Source organism: Sphingomonas sp. (assembly GCF_025362505.1).
In the GTDB taxonomy this organism is placed as follows: Bacteria; Pseudomonadota; Alphaproteobacteria; order Sphingomonadales; family Sphingomonadaceae; genus Sphingomicrobium.
Map to the genome: position 1 here is coordinate 26,413 of NZ_JANYGG010000013.1, position 16,563 is coordinate 42,975.

13 protein-coding genes are annotated in these 16,563 nt (G+C 65.5%); 5 read left to right on the forward strand and 8 right to left on the reverse strand.

Translation table 11 applies throughout. The features are described 5' to 3' along the window. Positions 1-4: 4 nt before the first annotated feature. The 4 genes from holA to Q0R27_RS00825 are packed head-to-tail and all read right to left on the reverse strand — an operon-like array spanning position 5 to position 4,501. Positions 5-1,018 carry a DNA polymerase III subunit delta gene (gene holA, locus Q0R27_RS00810; RefSeq protein ID WP_293940188.1) on the reverse strand — a complete coding sequence of 338 codons (1,014 nt, stop codon included), beginning with the start codon at positions 1,016-1,018 and terminating at the stop codon, positions 5-7. 25 nt (positions 1,019-1,043) lie between these two features. Next, positions 1,044-1,538 carry an LPS assembly lipoprotein LptE gene (gene lptE / locus Q0R27_RS00815; protein ID WP_293940189.1) on the reverse strand — a complete coding sequence of 165 codons (495 nt, stop codon included), beginning with the start codon at positions 1,536-1,538 and terminating at the stop codon, positions 1,044-1,046. Then, positions 1,538-4,057 carry a leucine--tRNA ligase gene (leuS, locus tag Q0R27_RS00820; RefSeq protein ID WP_293940190.1) on the reverse strand — a complete coding sequence of 840 codons (2,520 nt, stop codon included), beginning with the start codon at positions 4,055-4,057 and terminating at the stop codon, positions 1,538-1,540. Before leuS ends, lptE begins: the two co-directional genes overlap by 1 nt. 12 nt (positions 4,058-4,069) lie before the next feature. Further along, positions 4,070-4,501 (reverse strand): DUF3576 domain-containing protein, encoded by a 432-nt coding sequence (locus Q0R27_RS00825; RefSeq protein WP_293940191.1) that lies wholly within the window; start codon positions 4,499-4,501, stop codon positions 4,070-4,072. Positions 4,502-4,711: 210 nt separating this feature from the next. Between Q0R27_RS00825 and Q0R27_RS00830 the strand changes: the two genes are divergently transcribed. Together Q0R27_RS00830 and Q0R27_RS00835 are read left to right on the forward strand one after the other, a co-directional pair. Then, complete coding sequence (locus Q0R27_RS00830) at positions 4,712-5,443, forward strand: hypothetical protein (protein WP_293940192.1); 732 nt, start codon at positions 4,712-4,714, stop codon at positions 5,441-5,443. Between the two features lie 21 nt (positions 5,444-5,464). Continuing rightward, complete coding sequence (locus Q0R27_RS00835; protein ID WP_293940193.1) at positions 5,465-6,145, forward strand: YggS family pyridoxal phosphate-dependent enzyme; 681 nt, start codon at positions 5,465-5,467, stop codon at positions 6,143-6,145. Here Q0R27_RS00835 and ribA read toward each other — a convergent pair. The 4 genes from ribA to Q0R27_RS00855 form a co-directional block, all read right to left on the reverse strand. After that, on the reverse strand, positions 6,142-7,107 hold the full coding sequence (ribA, locus tag Q0R27_RS00840) for a GTP cyclohydrolase II (RefSeq protein ID WP_293940194.1): 966 nt from the start codon (positions 7,105-7,107) through the stop codon (positions 6,142-6,144). The two genes, Q0R27_RS00835 and ribA, sit on opposite strands and share 4 nt — an antisense overlap. Before the next feature lie 77 nt (positions 7,108-7,184). Beyond that, positions 7,185-7,976, reverse strand: coding sequence for an exodeoxyribonuclease III (locus Q0R27_RS00845; RefSeq protein WP_293940195.1), 792 nt, complete (start codon positions 7,974-7,976; stop codon positions 7,185-7,187). A gap of 327 nt (positions 7,977-8,303) precedes the next feature. Beyond that, entirely contained in the window at positions 8,304-8,921 is a 618-nt protein-coding gene (locus tag Q0R27_RS00850) for an outer membrane lipoprotein carrier protein LolA (protein WP_293940196.1), read from the reverse strand. A 102-nt stretch (positions 8,922-9,023) separates the two neighbouring features. Then, positions 9,024-11,360 carry a DNA translocase FtsK 4TM domain-containing protein gene (locus tag Q0R27_RS00855; RefSeq protein ID WP_293940197.1) on the reverse strand — a complete coding sequence of 779 codons (2,337 nt, stop codon included), beginning with the start codon at positions 11,358-11,360 and terminating at the stop codon, positions 9,024-9,026. A 112-nt stretch (positions 11,361-11,472) separates the two neighbouring features. Here Q0R27_RS00855 and Q0R27_RS00860 point away from each other — a divergent pair, with 112 nt between their 5' ends. The 3 genes from Q0R27_RS00860 to Q0R27_RS00870 all read left to right on the forward strand — a co-directional run bounded on the left by Q0R27_RS00860 (position 11,473) and on the right by Q0R27_RS00870 (position 16,511). Further along, the gene (locus tag Q0R27_RS00860) at positions 11,473-12,690 is read left to right on the forward strand and encodes an FAD-dependent monooxygenase (RefSeq protein ID WP_293940198.1); all 1,218 of its coding nucleotides are present in this window, start codon (positions 11,473-11,475) and stop codon (positions 12,688-12,690) included. 149 nt (positions 12,691-12,839) lie between these two features. Then, positions 12,840-13,358 carry a translation initiation factor IF-3 gene (gene infC, locus Q0R27_RS00865; RefSeq protein WP_293940199.1) on the forward strand — a complete coding sequence of 173 codons (519 nt, stop codon included), beginning with the start codon at positions 12,840-12,842 and terminating at the stop codon, positions 13,356-13,358. A 201-nt stretch (positions 13,359-13,559) separates the two neighbouring features. Continuing rightward, positions 13,560-16,511: a TonB-dependent receptor gene (locus Q0R27_RS00870; protein WP_293940200.1), complete on the forward strand. Its 2,952-nt coding sequence runs from the start codon at positions 13,560-13,562 to the stop codon at positions 16,509-16,511. Positions 16,512-16,563: the final 52 nt, after the last annotated feature.

Consider the following 16,563-nt stretch of genomic DNA (forward strand, 5'->3'; position numbering starts at 1 on the left):
CCTGCTAGCGACGCGCCGCGCGGGCGATTGCGAGCAGCTCTTGCCCCAGCGCAGCATCGCCCGGCACCGGCGACAGCATCAGCCGTCGTTCGAGCGCGCTCACCCGCTTCGCCAGCTGCGCCAGGCGCGCCGCGCTCCACTGCGACAATAGCCGCTGCATCAGCGCTTTATCTTTCCAGAACAGAGCTTTGCCCATTGACGTCATGACAGCATCGAGCCGTTCACCGCTCTCGATGCGCGCGCGCAGCGGGGCCAGCTGGAGCACCCTGCGCTGCAGCGACCGGACGATCGGCACGACCTCCGATCCGCCCGGCGTCAGGCGCTGAAGCTCGTCGGCGAGCGCGCCGAGTTGGCCATCGAGAGCGAGATCGCCGATCCGCAGCGCATCGCCCTCGCCGGTATCGGCGCCGAGTTTGTCGATCGTCTCCTGGTCCAGTTCGCGCGGAGTTTCGGGGCTGGCCCCGAGATAAAGCGCGAACTTCGCCAATTCCGACGCAATCACCGCCGAATTGTTGGCCGCCTGCCCGGCAACCCGCGTCGCGACGCCGTTGGAAATGCGCAGCCCTTCCGCCCGGCCGAGATCGGTTATCAGCCGCTCGGCGTCGCGTCCCTCGAGCGGATAGGACACGTGCGACAGCGCACCGCCGTGCGTCTCGGCTAGCTTGAGCAGTCCCGACGTCTTTTTGAGCGCGCCAGCGAGCGCGATGACCGGACTTTCGATCGCTGCGGCCCCGAGCAGCGCCTCGACGCCGGCGACGATCTCGTCCTCCGCCGGCTCGACCCAGATCGCGCGGCGGTCGCCGAACAGCCCCATCGCGCCTGCCTCGTCGGCGAGCAATGCGGGATCGCTTTTGACCGCTCCGCCAGCGACCACGAATTTCTCCGCTCCGAGCCCCTTGAGCAAGCGATCGGCGAGCACCCGTGAGCCGGCTTCATCGGCCCCGTGGAACAGGTAAAAACGGAGCGCCGCGTCGGGCTGGTCGAGCGACCGGCCAAGCGTCGCCTTGTTGGCCTTCATCGCCGCCGCGCGGAGGACGCCCGGCTCATCGCCGTCCCGCTGTCGCGGTCATGTAGCGCGCCAGACGGGCGACAATCTGATCGGCGACCAGCGCGCTCAGTCGCTCGGTCGCGGTCTGCTCGGCCGCGATCGTGGCATATTCGGAGCTGACGACGTCGATCCCGGCGTCCGACCCCGCGGTCGCGTCGAGCACCACGGCACCGCTGGCTCGCTCGACCAGCCGATAGCGTGCGCGCAGGGTCCGACGTTCGCGCGTGGTCGCGCTGTCACCGCGAATGCCGAAGCCGGTGATGCTATCGTTGAGTTCGACCTCGAGCCGGTACAGCCCCGCCGGATGCTCGCCGCCCAACCGATCGACCAGCGCGTTGCGCGTCAGCCATCCACTACGTTGCGGGATCGGGCCGACCTCGATCGAGCGAAAACCAATCGCCGCCGCGCCGCGCGAGCCGCCGTCGTAGAGCGGGTGGAGGCCACAGCCCGTCACCGCCAACGCCGCAATCAGGGGCAGGAGTTTGCGCATCAGGCGACGATATTGACCAGCCGGTCGGGGACTACAATCACCTTTCGCGGTGCAGCTCCATCCAGCTGCCGGACGACCTTGTCGCAGGCCAGCGCGAGCGCCTCGATCGCGCCGCGATCGAGCCCGCGCGCGACCGTGATCGTGTCACGCAGCTTGCCGTTGACCTGCACCGCGATGGTGACCTCGTCGTCGATCAGCATTGCCGGGTCGAAGCTCGGCCAAGCGGCGTTGGCGACCATTCCCGATTCGCCAAGCCGCGCCCAGGTTTCCTCGGCGAGATGCGGGGCCATCGGGGCAATCAGGCGGACCAGCGTGCGAATCGCGGCCTCCCGGCTCGCCGACGGCGCTGCTTTCTCTACCGCGCCGGCCAGCTCGTAGAGCGCGGCAACCGCCTTGTTGAACGCCAGTCCGTCGATCGCCGCTCCGACCGCGGCCGTCGCGCGGTGCGCGCGCTTGTCGATCGCCAGCTCCTCACCGGCAGCTCCGGCGACGCTGCCGACCAGTCGCCATACGCGCTGGACGAACCGCGCCGCGCCCTCGATGCTCGCTTCGGACCATTCGAGGTCGCGCTCGGGCGGCGAGTCCGACAGCATGAACCACCGCACCGCGTCGGCGCCATAGCGGTCGACAATCGGCTCGGGATCGACCGTATTCTTCTTCGACTTCGACATCTTCTCGATCCGGCCACGGACCACTCCGCTACCGGTCGCGCGCTCAATCACTGAAGCACTGGTGCCATATTCGATCTCGTCGGGCGAAAGCCAGCGACCGTCGAGCGACTTGTAGGTCTCGTGGGTCACCATCCCTTGCGTGAACAGCCCCTTGAACGGCTCGGCGAACCCGATCCGGCCGATATGCTGCAACGCCCGCGTCCAGAAGCGCGCGTAGAGCAGGTGAAGGATCGCATGCTCGACCCCGCCGATATATTGCGCGACCGGAAGCCATTGCTCGGCCTCGGCGCGGTCGAACGGCTGGTCGTCCGGCTGGCTGGCGAAGCGGATGAAATACCACGAGGAATTGACGAACGTGTCGAGTGTGTCGGTCTCCCGCCGGGCTTCCGCGCCGCATTTCGGACAGGTCGCCGCACGCCATGTCGGGTGGCGGTCGAGGGGGTTACCCGGCACGTCGAACGTCACGTCCTCGGGCAGGATGATCGGCAGTTGCTCGCGCGGCACGCCGACCGGGCCGCACGATCCACAATGGATCACCGGGATCGGCGTTCCCCAATATCGTTGCCGCGACACGCCCCAGTCGCGCAGGCGATACTGGACCGTCCCCTCGCCCCAGCCGCCAGCCTCGGCGCGGCGGATCACTTCCATCGTTGCCTCTTCGGTCGACAGGCCATCGAGGAAGCGCGAATGGACCGTAACGCCATACCCGGTTTCGGCCTCGTCTACCGCCGCATCGGGATCGCCGCCCTGGGGAATGACCACGCGTCGGATTGGCAGGTCATATTTGGTCGCGAACTCGAAATCGCGCGCGTCGTGCGCAGGGACGCCGAACAGCGCGCCGGTGCCATAATCCATCAACACGAAATTCGCGATCCAAACCGGCAGGCGGATGTCGGGGTCGAACGGGTGAACCGTCTCGAGCCCGGTGTCGTAACCGCGTTTTTCGGCGGTTTCGATCTCGGCGGCGGTCGTCCCGCCGGTGCGGCACCTGTCGATGAACGCTTGCGCGGCACCGTCCCGCTCGGCCACGGCGAGCGCCAGCGGATGCCCCGCCGAGATCGCGACAAAGCTTGCCCCGAAAATCGTGTTCGGCCGCGTCGTGAACACCTCGACCCGGTCGATTCCTACTTCCGGTGCGGCCAGGACGAACGCAAATTTCAGCCCCTGGCTCCGACCGATCCAGTTCTCCTGCATCAGCCGGACCTTGTCGGGCCACTGGTCGAGCGTTCCCAGCCCGTCGAGCAGATCCTCCGCGAAATCGGTGATCTTCAGGAACCACTGCGACAGCTTGCGTCGCTCGACCAGCGCGCCCGATCGCCAGCCGCGCCCGTCGATCACCTGCTCATTGGCAAGCACGGTCGCGTCGACCGGGTCCCAATTGACCTCGCTCTCCTTGCGATACACGAGGCCGGCATCGAGCAGGTCGAGGAACAGCGCCTGCTCATGACCGTAATAATCGGGCTCGCAGGTCGCCAGCTCGCGGCTCCAGTCGAGCGCGAACCCCAGCCGTTTCAACTGCACGCGCATCGTCGCGATGTTGGCGCGCGTCCACGTCCCCGGGTGAACCCCCTGCTCCATCGCTGCATTTTCGGCGGGCATGCCGAACGCGTCCCAACCCATCGGGTGAAGCACTTCGAAGCCCTGCATCCGCCGGTAACGCGCGAGCACGTCGCCCATCGTGTAATTGCGGACATGGCCCATATGGATGCGTCCCGACGGATAGGGGAACATCTCAAGGACGAAGGTCTTGGGCTTGGGCGAAGCCGAATCGGCCGTGAAGGTGCCCGCCTCGGCCCAGCGCGCCTGCCAGCGCGCATCGGCCGACGCGGGCTCGAAGCGATCGGTCATCCTCGGTGTCGCTTAACCGCGGACGGCGGAGCGGCGCAGATCGCGGGCACGGGTCAGGATGATGTCTTCCAGCTTCTGCACGGTCGCCGCGGCGACCGGCACGTCGACCCACGCGCCATTCCGGTTGACCTGGCGCGCCGCGGCGACGCGCAGCGCATCGGCGCGCAGATCCTGGTCGAGGATCGAAGCGGTGATCTTGACCCGCTCCCCGGGGGTCGCCGGAGTCGTATACCAGTCGGTGACGATCACCCCGCCGTTCGAATCGGCCTGGGTCAGCGGCGCGAACGACAGCGTGTCGATCGCCGCGCGCCACAGATAGGCGTTGACCCCGATCGTCGTCATCCGCGACGGAGCGAGCGTGGTGGGCAGGCGCCGGTCGCGCGCGCAACCGCCGAGCGCGAGCCCGGTGAGCAGGAGGATGGTGAGCGGGGTCGAACGGCGCATGGGGATTCCTCGATGAAAAACGAGGCGGCGCGAAGCCGCGGACGGTCAGGCATTCTGTGTAAGCAGAGGGCGAGGCAGGAGCAAGCGCAGTCGTGAAATGGTGGACGGGATCCAATTTGTGGTCATTGTGCCACAGCGGGAACTGATTCCGAATCCAACGTTGGAACATTCGCCCCCCGCCAGCTATATCAGGAAGTTGGAGGAACAGTCGTGACTAGGTGGGTCGAGTCGAAACGGGTGAAGCGCGCTGCGATTGCGGCGGCGCTGTTGCTTGCCGGTTCGCCTGCCGCTCTGCTCGCGCGCGGCGAGGATGCCAAGCGCCCGTCCGCTATCTCCCTCAGTTTCGACCATATTTCCAGTTTCACGCCAGCATCTGCTGATGCTCGGCTGGCTGCGGCATTCGCCAATCGCGCGCCCTCGGCGAGCGATTTCCGCTTCACCCCGGCGGCCGCCAAGGATCGCCCGTCGCAGCTGCGAGTCGCGATTCGCGCCCGCGCGACCACGGCTGGTCAGATTCGTCCGGGTGATGCCCTTGTTCATACCGAGAGCAATTCGCTGACAGCCTTGACGCCGGCGACTTACAATCTCGGCGTCGCGCTCGGCTGGCGCCGGTTTGCGGTATCGGGTGATCTCGCCAAGGTTACCGGTTCAGGCTCGCCGCTCGGTGGACGCGAAAGCGCCGCAGTGGCTCTGTCGTATAATCTCAAGCGGTTCACCGGGCGGGTCGCGCTCGGTGCCGATCGCGGCGACGGAACGCAGGTTCCGGCGCTTGTTCAGAAAGACAATATGGCGGTCGACGTTGGCGGTGCCTACTCGTTGACGCGCAACCTCGCGGTCACCGGCGGCGTCCGCTACAAGGTCGAGCATGACCGGCTTTCGACCCTCGCCGACCAGCGCCGCGACAGCCAGGCCGTCTACGTCGGAACTGCGTTCAAGTTCTGATCGTCCGTCGCGCCTGATCCCATGACTGATGTAATGTTGAGGGAGGCCGCCGAGCGTCGCGCGCGCATTCTCGCCGCGATCGCATCCGCCGCGCGATCGGCGCGGCGAGATCCGTCCGATGTGACGCTTATCGCTATCAGCAAGACCCGCAGCGTTGAGCAGATCGAACCGCTGATTGTCGCCGGCCAGCGCGACTTCGGCGAGAGCCGGGTGCAGGAAACACAGGCTAAATGGCCGGCCCTTCGCGATCGCTATCCCGACCTTCGCCTCCATCTTATCGGTCGGCTGCAATCGAACAAGGCGACGGAGGCAGTCGATCTGTTCGACACGATCCACTCGGTCGACCGCCTGTCGCTGCTCGACGCGCTGGCCAATGCCGCGATCAAGGCGAACCGCTTCCCAAGTGTCTACGTCCAGGTCAACATCGGCGACGAGAGGCAGAAGGGCGGCATCGGGCTCGCCGACCTCCCCGCCTTCATCGACCAGGTCCGCGCCACGCCGCTCGCGCTCGCCGGCCTGATGGCGATCCCCCCGCTCGGCCCGGAACCCGGCCCTTACTTTGCGCTCCTCGCCAAGCTCGCGCGCCGTCATGGCGCCACCGGCCTCAGCATGGGCATGTCGAGCGACTATTCGGCCGCAGTGATGCTCGGCGCGACCGCAGTAAGGGTCGGAACGGCGATGTTCGAGGACGCAAACGCTTAAGCGAAGTGACCGCTGCGCCCGTGTTTGGTGGCGATATAGTCGGCATTGTGCGGATTGACCGGCATGTGGTGCGCGACCCGCTCGACAACGGCGATCCCCGCCGACTCGAGTCCCGCCAGCTTGGCCGGATTATTCGTCAGCAACCGCACCGCATCGATACCCAACGCGCGCAGCATCGCCGCCGCCAGCCCATAATCGCGCGCATCGTCGGCGAACCCGAGCCGACGATTGGCATCGACCGTATCGAGCCCGCGATCCTGCAGCTGATAAGCGCGGATCTTGTTGGCCAACCCGATCCCGCGTCCCTCCTGGCGAAGGTAGAGCAGCACTCCGCCACCCGCATCCTTCAGCAACCGCAGCGCCTCGTGCAATTGCGGCCCGCAGTCGCATTTGAGGCTGCCGAACACATCGCCGGTCAGGCATTCGCTGTGCAAGCGTACGAGCGGCGGCTTGCCCCCGAACGCGCCGATCACCAGCGCAACATGCTCCTCCCCCGTCGCCCCATCGCGAAAGGCGACGATCTGCGCCTCGCCAATCCTATCGATTGGGAGCTTCGCGCGGGCGACGATGATCGCCTCGGGCGCCGCCGCCAGCACCGCATCGACCGGAATCGTTGGGATAACTTTAATGACATTTTCCAGCAACCACAGCGCCGGAAGCAGCCCTGCCCGCCGCGCCAGCACCAGTGCCGCAATCGCCGACTCCTCATCCTCAACCCGAACTGGGTGAAGCGGCCCGATTGGTCCTCGCGCCATATCTTGCGCCGGATCGACCAGCGCCAACGCGGTCACCGCGTCAAGCCACTCGGCCCGCGCGACCACGGCGGGCCTCACCGGGTCCGCGGCATTTCCCTCATTGGCGAGCCCCAAGGCGGTCGCGCGCTCGCCACTGATCAGCAATTGCGCCGTCGCGTCCGGATCGAGCAGCGCCAGCATGTCGGCGCCACCGGTCTCGACCGACAAGACTGTCGCGCCTCCAATCCTAACAGCCCGGCCGGCGCGCAGCGAGGCGATGACCGGCCCGAGCGATCCGCTTGCGCTCAAAGGACGAGCTCGACGACCAGCGGCACATGATCCGATGGCCGCTCCCACCCGCGCACGGGTTCGAGCACGACATGTTTGGTCGCCTGCCCGGCGAGCGCCGGGCTCGCCCACATATGATCGAGCCGCCGCCCGCGGTCGCTCGCTGCCCAGTCAGCCGCGCGGTAGCTCCACCAGGTGAAGTTGCGCGCCGGAGCCGGGATGAACCTCCGCCCCAAATCGACCCAGTCATGCGCCGCCTGCAGCCGGCCAAGCGCCTCGACCTCGATCGGCGTATGGCTGACGACATCGACCAGCGCCTTGTGCGACCAGACATCGCATTCGAGCGGGGCGATGTTGAAATCGCCGACGATCAAAGTCGGCTCAGCCAACTTTTCGCTCCACCGCGTCATTCGTTCGACGAAATCAAGTTTTTGGCCAAACTTGGGATTGAGGGTGCGGTCGGGCACGTCGCCGCCAGCCGGGATGTAGACATTCTCTATCCTGAGCCCGCAGTCGAGCCGAGCGCCGACGTGCCGTGCCTCGCCATTGTCTTGCCAGTCGTGGCGCAGATCGTCGTGCAGCGGCAGCTTGCTAACGATCGCCACGCCGTGGTGCATCTTCTGCCCGTTGAGCAGCTGGTGGCGATAGCCCAACCGGTGGAACAGGTCGGCCGGGAAGACCGAGTCCATCGCCTTTGTCTCTTGCAGGCAGAGGATGTCGGGCGCTTCCTCGACGAGGAGCCGCTCGACGATCCCGGCACGCGCGCGCACCGAGTTGATGTTCCACGAAGCGATCTTGAGACTGGTCACCGGCCTCGCTTAGAGCCTGATCGGTCGAGGTGGAAGCGCCTCGCGCTTCGACCGGGAGCGTGAATCAGGCTCTCAACCAGTACCATCAAAGCTCCGCTCCTTTGCGAGCAGGCGGAAAGGAAAAGGCCCCCGCTCCGGGGGCATGGAGCGAGGGCCAACCAAGCGTATTCGTCACGCAAGGCGATTGCCGAGGCCGGGGGTAACAGGGGGAAACCCCTTGGCGCTGCAGCGATCTTACTTGTTCTACTGCGTCGTCCCTGTCGCGGGGATGAACAAGTTGCTGAAGGCTACGCTTTTTGCGCAAGTCGGCCCGTCAGCCACACAATATTATCCGCGGCGCTTCTTTTGAGGCTCGGCGAACTGGAAGGCGGAATCCGGCACGCCGACATTATACCGCTGCTGGTCGAGCTTGATCGTCGTCTTCTTGTTTTGCGCATCGGTCGCGGTCCAGCCTTCGAGCTGCAGCCCGCCCGGCGCATCTGGCGCCTTGATGAAGGCCAATACCATCGTCCCGAATTCCGGGCGCCGCGGATCGCGGACGCGCAACAGCACGACGCGCGGGTCCTGGGTCGGCAGGGTCCGCGAAATCCGCTTGAGGTCGGGGCTGCTCGACAGCAACGGCGCCAGCGGCGACTTGGCGATCGGCCAGCGGTTCTTCTGCCCGACCTCATAGTCGAGAAAATAAAGGTTAGCGCCGTCCGCAACCATCAGCATGTTCGCCTGCGCACCGTAATCGAAGCGCGCGCGGCCAGGCCGCTTGAGCGTCAGCTTGCCGCTCAGCTGCTGGCCCTTGCCGTTGGTCTGGACGAAGTCGGCAGTCATCGACTGGGTCGCCGCGAAGCTCTGCTCGACCTGGGTTACCACCGGATCGATCGCCGCTGCGGCAGGGGCCGCCATCGCGACGATTGCGACCGGCGCGAGCAGGCGCGCGAAACTATTGGCCATGTCTTGTCTCCAGAAATAGTAATCGGCCAAGTTTTGGCTTCGCGCCATTGAATGCGTCCTGAACCCTGTTGTTCCCCGGCGTTCAGGTCGAAGCCGCGTATCTCACAGCGGATGACCGTCGGTGTCCATCAGCACTTCGCGCCGCCCGACATGGTCCGGCTGGCCGACCCGGCCGTCCTTTTCCATTCGCTCAATCAGGCGGGCGGCGCTGTTATAGCCGATGCGCAGCTGGCGCTGGATATAGCTGGTCGAAGCTTTCTGGCTTTCGGCCACCACCTGGATCGCCTTCTTGTACATCGCGGTTTCGGCGTCGTCTTCGCCCGTCGGCTGGCCGTCGAACAGGTAGCCGCCATCCTCCGGCTCCTCGGTCACCGCCTGGATGTAATCCGGCACGCCCTGCTTGCGCCAATGCTCGGCAACCGCGCGGACTTCCTCGTCGCTGACGAACGGGCCGTGGACGCGGACGATCTGCTTGCCGCCTGGCATGTAAAGCATGTCGCCCTTGCCGAGCAGCTGCTCGGCCCCCTGCTCGCCGAGGATCGTGCGCGAATCGATCTTGCTCGTCACCTGAAAGCTGATCCGGGTCGGCAAATTGGCCTTGATGACGCCTGTGATGACGTCGACCGACGGCCGCTGGGTTGCCATGATCAGGTGGATGCCCGCAGCGCGCGCCTTCTGTGCCAAGCGCTGGATGAGGAATTCGACCTCCTTGCCGGCGGTCATCATCAGGTCGGCGAGCTCGTCGACGATCACCACGATCTGCGGCAGAACCTCGTAATCCAGCTCTTCGGTCTCATAGATCGGCTGGCCGGTCTCGGCGTTGTAGCCGGTCTGTACCCGTCGCCCGAGCTGCGCGCCCTTGGCCTTTGCATCGCGCACCTTGGCGTTGAAGCTGGCCAGCGCGCGCACGCCGAGGCTGGCCATCATGCGATAGCGTTCCTCCATCTGCTCGACGGTCCATTTCAGCGCGCGGATCGCCTTGCCCGGCTCGGTTACCACAGGCGCGAGCAGGTGCGGGATGTCCTCGTACATCGACAGCTCGAGCATCTTGGGATCAATCATGATCATTTTGCATTCGTCCGGCCCGAGCCGATAGAGCAGCGACAGGATCATGCAGTTGAGCCCGACCGACTTGCCCGACCCGGTCGTGCCGGCGACGAGCAGATGCGGCATCGGCGCCAGGTCGGCGATGACCGGGTCGCCGGCGATATTCTTACCGAGAATCAGCGGCAGCGACATATTCTGGTCTTCGAATGCCTGGCTGCCGATCAATTCGCGCAGCGCTACAGCCTCGCGCTTCACGTTGGGCAGTTCGATCCCGATCACGCTCCGCCCGGGGATAGTCGCGACGCGCGCCGACAGCGCCGACATGTTGCGCGCGATGTCGTCGGCGAGCTGGATCACCCGGCTCGCCTTGATGCCCGACGCCGGCTCCAGCTCGTACATCGTCACCACCGGACCGGGACGCACTTCGACGATGTCGCCGCGGACGTGAAAATCCTCGAGCACGCTCTCGAGCAGGCGGGCGTTGCGCTCGAGACCGGCGCGATCGATTTGAGGTTTGCCCGTTTCGGGCGGCGGAGCGAGAAGGTCGATCGCCGGCATTGCGTAGCTGTCGCCGAGCGCGAGGCTGGCCTGGCCCGCCGCGCGACCCTTGCGCACCGCGTCCCAACGTTGGGACGGCGCGATGCCGCTGGTCGACTCGGTCACCGCGACGGCTGGGCGCGAGCGCGGCGGGGCCGGTGCGGCATCGTTCATCGCCTCGCGGGGCTTGCGCCGTGGCTTCGGCTCGCGCGGCAGGGCAGCAGGATCGCGGCGGAAAAAGCCGGCAAGCCAAGCGCGTTCATCGGCGCCGATCGCGCAGGCGACCCACAGCACGGCCAGTCCGCCGATCGCCAGCAGCGCCAGTAATGTCAGACGTAGCGGGCCGGCGATTGACGGGTTACCGATCAGCCCGAGTCCCGCGTCGATCCCGTGCGCGCCGGCAAGACCCAGCGCACCGCCCCACGCCGCGGGCAATCCCGACACCGTCGACCCGCGCATCAGCCCCAGCGCGACCCCGACCAGCAGCACGCCGATCGTCGCCACGAACAGCGCGCGCCCGAAGTGGCCGCGAGCTCCCTCGCGCATCAAGCGCAGCCCGAACAGCGCGATCACCGGCAGGAACAGCGCGGCACCGGGCCCGAACAGCAACAGCAGCAAGTCGCTCGAAAAGGCGCCGAAGCCGCCGAGCCAGTTGACCGGCGGCCCGCCCGCCGCAGTGGTGAAGCTCGGGTCGGTGCTGCTGTGCGTCGCCATCGCCAGCCCGAGCGCCAGGCTCAGCGCAACCAGCACCGCGCCCATGGTCCGTCGGGCAAAGCGCCGCACCGAGGCGGCGAGCGTGTCGCGCCAATCCGGACCCAGGTCCCGTTTCTGTGCGCGTTGCGCGACGGTCGCCATTAATCTTCCCCCGCCTTCGTGGCGTCACCCAAATCGATGCGCCACAATGCCTTGAGGCGGACTCCCGGCGCAAGGCTTTCCTGTTGCGCCCGGAAAGCCTAGAGAAAGCGCCATGCAAAGCAGCGACGTGATCATCCTTGGTGGCGGCCTTGTCGGCCTTGCTCTCGCCGCCGGGCTCGACGCCAGCGGCCTGACTTCGGTCGTGGTCGATCCGGCCGACCCCGACCTCCGTCTCGACGCGGTGTTCGACGGGCGGACCAGCGCGGTATCTTCCTCGTCGGCTCGAATGCTCGACGCTGTCGGTGTCAGCGGGCATTTCCTCGTCCCCGGCGGCCCGATCCGCCAGATCCGCACGTCCGATGGCCTCGCGCCCGGAAGCCTGACGTTCGATGCCGGCGAGGAGGGTGAGGCGCTCGGCTGGATGCACGAGAATCGTAACCTGCGTGCCGCACTCCGCGCCAGGGCGGAGGCAGGGAAGAGCATCGACCTGCGTTACAAGACGCGCGCCACGGCGATCGAGCGTGGCGAGCATGGTGTCAGGATGACGCTAGACAACGGCGAATCGCTTAGCGCACCGCTGCTGGTCGTCGCCGAGGGGCGCAACTCGCCAAGCCGCGACGCCGCCGGTATTCGAATCGCCAGATGGTCTTACAACGATAGGGCGATCGTCTCGGTGCTGCGCCACGAAAAGCCGCACGACGGCATCGCCTACGAAATCTTCTACCCGACTGGACCGTTTGCGCTGCTGCCCATGACCGACGACGAGCATGGCCATCGCTCGGCAATCGTCTGGTCGGTTCGTGAAGCCGACGCCGACGGCTTCCTCGCGCTGTCGGACGAGCAGTTCGCAGCCGAAGTGAAAGCGGCGATGGGCGGCTTCCTCGGTGCGGTTTCGACCCTCGCCGCGCGCTCGTCCTACCCGCTCGGCTTCCACCACGCCGCGCGGATCACCGACAATCGCCTCGCGATGGTCGGGGATGCCGCCCACGGGATTCATCCGATTGCCGGGCAGGGCCTCAACCTTGGCTTCCGCGACGCTGCCGCCCTCGCCCAGGTGCTGGTCGAAGGCGCGCGTCTCGGCCTCGACCTTGGCGACCGCCAATTGCTCGATCGCTACGAGCGGTGGCGCAGCCTCGACACGCTGATGGTCGCGATGTCGACCGATGGTTTCAGCCGGCTCTACTCGGTCCCCGGCAAGACGGCGTCGGCGGTGAGGCGATTCGGCATGGGTCTGGTCGACCGCATCGGGCCATTGAAGGACCGGCTGATGTCCGAGGCGCGCGGAACCAGCGGCGACTTGCCCTTGCTCCTGCGGGGCCTTCCGATCTGATCGACTGCGGCCAAGTGACGCCACGCAGCAACAGGCCGGCGCAAAAACGGTGCGCTCCCCTTCACAAGCGGCCTCTGAAGGCTTAGCTGGCGACCACCACAACCATATTCGGAGACCTCGCTATACCACCGCCCTATCCGCGCCGTTCGATGGCGCCGCCGGTCATGACCGGCCCCCGCTACAACGAGTTCATTCAGGCGCAGAAAGTCCGGGTGATCGACGAAAATGGCGAGAACCTGGGCGTGATGTATACGCGCGAGGCTTATGAGCAGGCAGTCAGCGTCGGCCTCGACCTGGTCGAGATCAGCCCGAACGCCGATCCGCCAGTCGCCAAGTTCCTCGACATCGGCCGCTTCAAATATGAAGCGCAGAAAAAGGCCAATGAGCAGCGCAAGCGGCAGAAGACGCAGGAGATCAAGGAGATCAAGATGCGTCCGAACATCGACGACCATGACTATGATACCAAGATGAAGAAGGTCGTCGAGTTCCTCGGCGACGGTGACAAGGTCAAGGTGACGATGCGCTTCCGCGGCCGCGAGATGGCGCACGGCCAGCTCGGCATGGCGGTGCTCCAGCGCGTCCAGGCAGAGACCGGCGAGATCGCCAAGGTCGAAGCGCACCCGCGCATGGAAGGCCGTCAGATGCTGATGGTACTCGCGCCAAAGTAACGCACTTTAATTTGTTGGTCTCAAATTGGCTCGTCTTGCCCTTACGGCAGGCGGGCCTTTTTATCGTGACGACCGCTGGCTGTTGCATCTGTGCCGCAACTTGCGATGAAATCGGAGGAAACGCAGGCGGCGTGTTCACTTCGCCACCTTAGGCGACTAGCTTCGGCGACAATTAGAAGACTGCCCGTGGAGAGGAACATGATGAACAAGTCGCTCTGGCTAGCTTCGGCCGGCATCGCCGTCCTGACGACGACCCCGGCATTCGCCCAGACCACAGGGCAAATCGATCCCACGACACAGAATAGTCCGACGGCGGAGCCGGGCGCGGTCGCGTCGAACGCCACGGCGCAGACGCCGGCCGATACCGGCGAAATCATCGTCACCGCTCAGGGTCGCCGTCAGGCGTTGCAGAACGTTCCAATCGCCGTCACGGCCGTCTCGGGCGACTCACTTAAGAATTCTGGCGCCACCGATATTCGTTCTCTGAACCAGCTCGCCCCGTCTCTGCTCGTTTCTTCGACCGGAACTGAAGCCAACGGGTCGGCGCGGATTCGCGGCATCGGTACGGTCGGCGACAACCCCGGGCTCGAAAGCTCGGTCGCGGTGTTCATCGACGGCGTCTACCGTTCACGCTCGGGCATTGGACTCTCCGAGCTGGGCGAGATCGACCGGATCGAGGTCTTGCGCGGGCCGCAAGGGACGCTGTTCGGCCGCAACGCTTCGGCCGGCCTGATCAGCATCTTTTCGAAGAAGCCGTCGTTTACCTTCGGCGGTTCTGGCGAAGCGACGATCGGCAATTACAACCTGCGCCGGTTTTCGGCCGGGCTCACTGGCCCGATCTCCGACAGCCTCGCCTTCCGGGTCGACGGAGTCTACGTCAAGCGCGACGGCTTCTACCACGACAGGAACAACGGTACCGACGTGAACGACCGCAACCGCTACTTTGTCCGCGGCCAGCTGCTTTATCAGCCCGACAACCGGCTCAGCATCCGCCTGATCGGCGATTACACCCATCGCATCGAAAAATGCTGCGGCGCGGTTTATGTCAACAACGAGATCAACAGCAACATCGGCGGTCTCAACGATCCGGCGCAGAATAATATCATCGGCGTGCTTCGCGATCTTGGGCAGGACCTGTCGGCGTTCAACAATCCCTACAGCCGCAACATTTCCGTGTCGCGGGGGCGCAGTTTCAGTGCCAAGACCACCGACGGAGGCGTTTCGGGCGAGATCGGTTATGATCTCGGGGGCGCCAAGCTGACGTCGATCACCGGCTACCGCAGCTACAAGGCGAACCAGCAGGGCGACAGCGACTACAGCACGGTCGACATCCTCTATCGCCCCAACGACGGCAAGAGCTTCCGCCAGTTCAAAACGTTCAGCCAGGAATTGCGGCTGCAGGGCTCGGCATTCAACAAGAAGCTCGACTGGCTGGTCGGCGGTTATTACGCCAACGAGAACCTGACGCTTCAGGATGAGCTCCGCTTCGGCACCCAGTATGGGCGGTTCGTGGCCTGTCGCCTGGTCTCCGGCAGCGGCCTGGCGGCATTGTACAACCCGGCTGCGGCGGGCTGTCTTGCCGCACGTCCGGCGGCGTTCGGCGCGGCTTCGCCGATCTTTTACGCCGCGATCGACCGGCTCGATGGTATCAATGATCGCGGCAGCACCGGCGATCTGTTCAAGCAAAACAGCCGCAACTTCGCGGTCTTCACGCACAACATCCTACACATCACCGATCGGCTCGATGCGACGGTCGGCGTGCGCTACACCAGCGAACGCAAGCGTCTCGATGCTCAGTTCGGCAATGATAACCTGGCCTGCGTCCAGAATCAGGCCGCGCTCACGCCGTTCCTGGCCATCTCGGCGCTCGCCCCGACAGCAGGCGCCATCATTGGGCTCAGCTGCCAGGCCAATAACACTGCCGAATTGAACGGCGTGAAGATCAATGGCAAGCGCAAGGAGCATCGCTTCACCGGCACCGGCGTGCTGTCGTACAAGCCGACCGACCACCTGCTGCTCTATGGCAGCGTCTCGAGCGGCTACAAAGCGGGCGGCTTCAATCTCGACAAGTCCGCGCTCAAGTCGCCGATTCGGTCGTTTGCAAGCCTCGGCGGGGCGCAAGCGCTGGCGGGCAATCTGCAGTTCGATCCGGAAACCGTCAGGGCCTATGAACTCGGCGGAAAGTTTACCGCGCGCGGCATCACCTTCAACGTTTCCCTGTTCCGCCAAGAGTTCAAGAACTTCCAGCTCAACACGTTCGACGGAACCGTGTTCATCGTCCAGAACGTCAATAGCTGCAAAACCAGTCTGAACGGCGGTGACCAGGATCAGTCGAAATTCACGACCGCCCCGAACTACAACCCGGCCGCTGCGACGACCGGCGCCTGCCCCAGCGCTGACGTGCAATACGGCGTTCGCAGTCAGGGGGTCGAGGTTGAAGCGTCCTACCGTCCGATGCCTGATCTCAACCTAACCGCCGGCCTGACGTTGGCGACGACCAAGTATCGCGACAACCTGATCGGTAAGGACACCGGTGCCCCGCTCAATCAGGCGTTGCGCCGCTTGCCGGGTCAGTATCTATCGAATGCCCCGCGCACGGTTGCCACCGGATCGATCGGCTATACGCCGCGGATCGGAAACAGCGGCCTCTCGGCGCTGTTTTATCTCGATGGGCGTTACTCCGGGAATTACAATACTGGATCCGACCTGTTCCCGCAAAAAGGCCAGGAAAGCTACACGCTGGTCAATGGCCGCGTCGGATTGCGCGGTCCCGACAACCGCTGGTCAATTGAGCTGTGGGCGCAGAACCTGTTCAACAAGAACTATGCGCAGGTCGCCTTCAACTCGCCGTTCCAGGAAGGCAGGACTGGCGCGCCATTCACTGATCCGGCCTACCCCGGCGGGCGCCAGATTTTCTCGGCCTTCCTTGCTGAACCGCGCACCTTCGGCCTGACGCTCCGTGCGAGCTTCGCGGCGCCGAAAGCTCCGCCAGTGGTTGCGCCTCCTCCCCCACCGCCGCCGCCGCCGCCACCGCCGCCAGCGACGCAGACCTGTGTCGACGGCAGCGTGATTGATGCGACTGCGACCTGCCCGCCGCCGCCGCCGCCACCACCGCCACCGCCACCGCCGCCATCGAAGGGCGAGCGCGGCTAAGGTCGAAACGCTGATCGAAGGGAGAGGGCCTCGCGGGTGACCGCGGGGCCCT